The sequence below is a fragment of the Streptomyces palmae genome (genome assembly GCF_004684805.1).
In the GTDB taxonomy this organism is placed as follows: Bacteria; Actinomycetota; Actinomycetes; order Streptomycetales; family Streptomycetaceae; genus Streptomyces; species Streptomyces palmae.
Genome location: NZ_SRID01000620.1, coordinates 1 through 2002, shown reverse-complemented (window position 1 = coordinate 2002; position 2002 = coordinate 1). Strand labels below are relative to the sequence as shown.

The 2002-nt window shown below is 79.3% G+C and carries 1 protein-coding gene; it reads right to left on the bottom strand.

The window, feature by feature from the left end; all coding sequences use genetic code 11:
- Positions 1 to 1624 (bottom strand): hypothetical protein (locus E4099_RS31565; protein WP_135342518.1); only part of this gene is annotated, 1624 nt, incomplete at its 3' end.
- Positions 1625 to 2002: the final 378 nt, after the last annotated feature.

Genomic DNA, 2002 nt, shown 5'->3' with positions numbered 1-2002 from the left:
GTGTATAAGAGACAGGTCCGGGGGCGGTGCCGTGTGGCTGTCCGGCGGAGGCGACGGAGACGACCTGCGGGCTGCCGGCGGCCAGTACGTACCACTGGCCGCCCCGGGACCGCCAGCGCGCCCCGGCCAGCACCCGGGGCGCCCGGGGCCCGCAGTCCGGCGAGCCCTCCGCGGCGGCGGTCACCGTGCCCGGCGCCGCGGGCCCGCTCGCGGGAGGTTGAAACTGCGTCAGCACGCGGGCGTCGGTGCCCCGCCAGGTCTCCGCCCGGGTGCACACCCAGGCCGCCGACCCGCTGCCGTCCGGCAGCGGCTGGACCGCGAACCGCCAGCCGTTCACGCTCCGCACCCCCTGGGCGACCAGGGCGGCCAGCCGGCAGGCCGAACGCGCCCAGTCCGCCCGCGCCTCGACCCCCGTCGCCTCACCGGGCGCCGGCGGCGCACCGTAGGTCAGCTGGGCGGGTACGAACTCCCCGAGGTCGGTCGCCAGCCGCCCGTCGAACTGCAGGGCCTCCCAGGCACCGCAGCGGCCCCCGGGCGCGGGCGGGCGGCCCGCCGGGCTGGGCACCGCGGCGGTCACCCCGGAGGCGTCCCGCGCGAGCCGGCGCCCCGGGTCACGCGGCGCCAGCAGGTTCCGTACCCGTACCGTGCGCACCCAGGGCGCGGTCAGATAGCGCACGTGGCGGGCGGTGCGGCCGACCACCAGCGCGCCGGCCGAGGCGGAGTCCGAGGCGTCCACCCGGGCGAGGTCCACGACCGCGGCCCGCGCACGCACCGCGTGGCGGTCGGCGGCGCCGGTGCCGCGCGGTTCGGCGTACCGCACCAGCCGCAGCCCGTCGTAGAGCACCACCACCGCGGTCCTGCCGACATCCCCGGCGTACAGCAGCTGCGCGGGGCCGGGCGGCGGGCCCGACGCGGTGCCCGGGGTGACCGACAGCCGCACCGCGCCGGTCGGACGGGCCCAGGTTCGCAGGGCGCGGCCGAGCAGCGGCAGATCACCGGTGCGGGTGCCGCGCGCCGGCCAGCTCCCGAAGCCGGCCCGGGTGGCCACCCGCCAGGCCCCGGGCTCGGCCCGGGTCAGCCGCGCGGGATCCACCGCCGCCGCGGAGACCGCCCCGCCGTCGGACGCCCCGTCCCCGGACCCGCCCGGATGCGGCAGGCCGATCAGCGAACCGCAGACCGCCAGCGCCAGCGCACCCAGCAGGGCGGCCCGGGTACGCTGCCGCCGCCGCAGCAGATCGGTCGGCCGCGCCCGCACCGTACAGGGGTCGAACTCGGGGGACTCCAGCGGCGACCCGCCCTCCTCTCCCTCGGCCGGCGGACGCAGCAGCTTCGCCTCGGCCAGCGCGGTACGCGGCTCCGCCACCCCGGCGGCGGCCAGCACCGCGCGCACCTCCTCGTCGTCCAGCCGCTCCAGGCCGCGCAGCACGAACGCCGCCCGGCCCGGGGCGGAGACCTTGGCCAGCGCGTGGTCCAGCACCAGCTGGTCCACCCCGCCGGTACGCGGCACCAGCCGCAGCCCCCACACCCTCGGCAGCAGCGGCGGCAACTGCCCGCGCCGCGGCAGCCACCGGAACCGGCGCGCCCGCCCGGCCGACAGGGCGGCCCGCACCACCCGCAACCGCACATAGGCAGTACCCCGGGTCGGTGAACCGGCGATCGGCCGCGTCGGGGGCGGACTGCCCGGGAACCCGATGCCCGGGCACCGGCACCGCCGCGCCGCCGAACCGGAGCCGGGGGAGCGACCGCTGCACGAGCGCGTGCGCGATCACCACCCGGCGGTCGCGCGGCAGATGCGAGTGGAGGATCAGATAGGCCAGCCGCACCAGCCGCGGATAGTGCTCCACGAGGGCGGCCTCGGCCAGTTCCGGATCGACCGGGGCGTACGGCTCCGAGGGGATGGCTGTCGCCAGCGGGGTTTCCACGGTCCGTGAACGAGGTGACGGGTGCGATGGTCACCGCCTGCGCGGGGCGGCCCGGGGGCGCCGGGTGTGCCGGGCGGGGG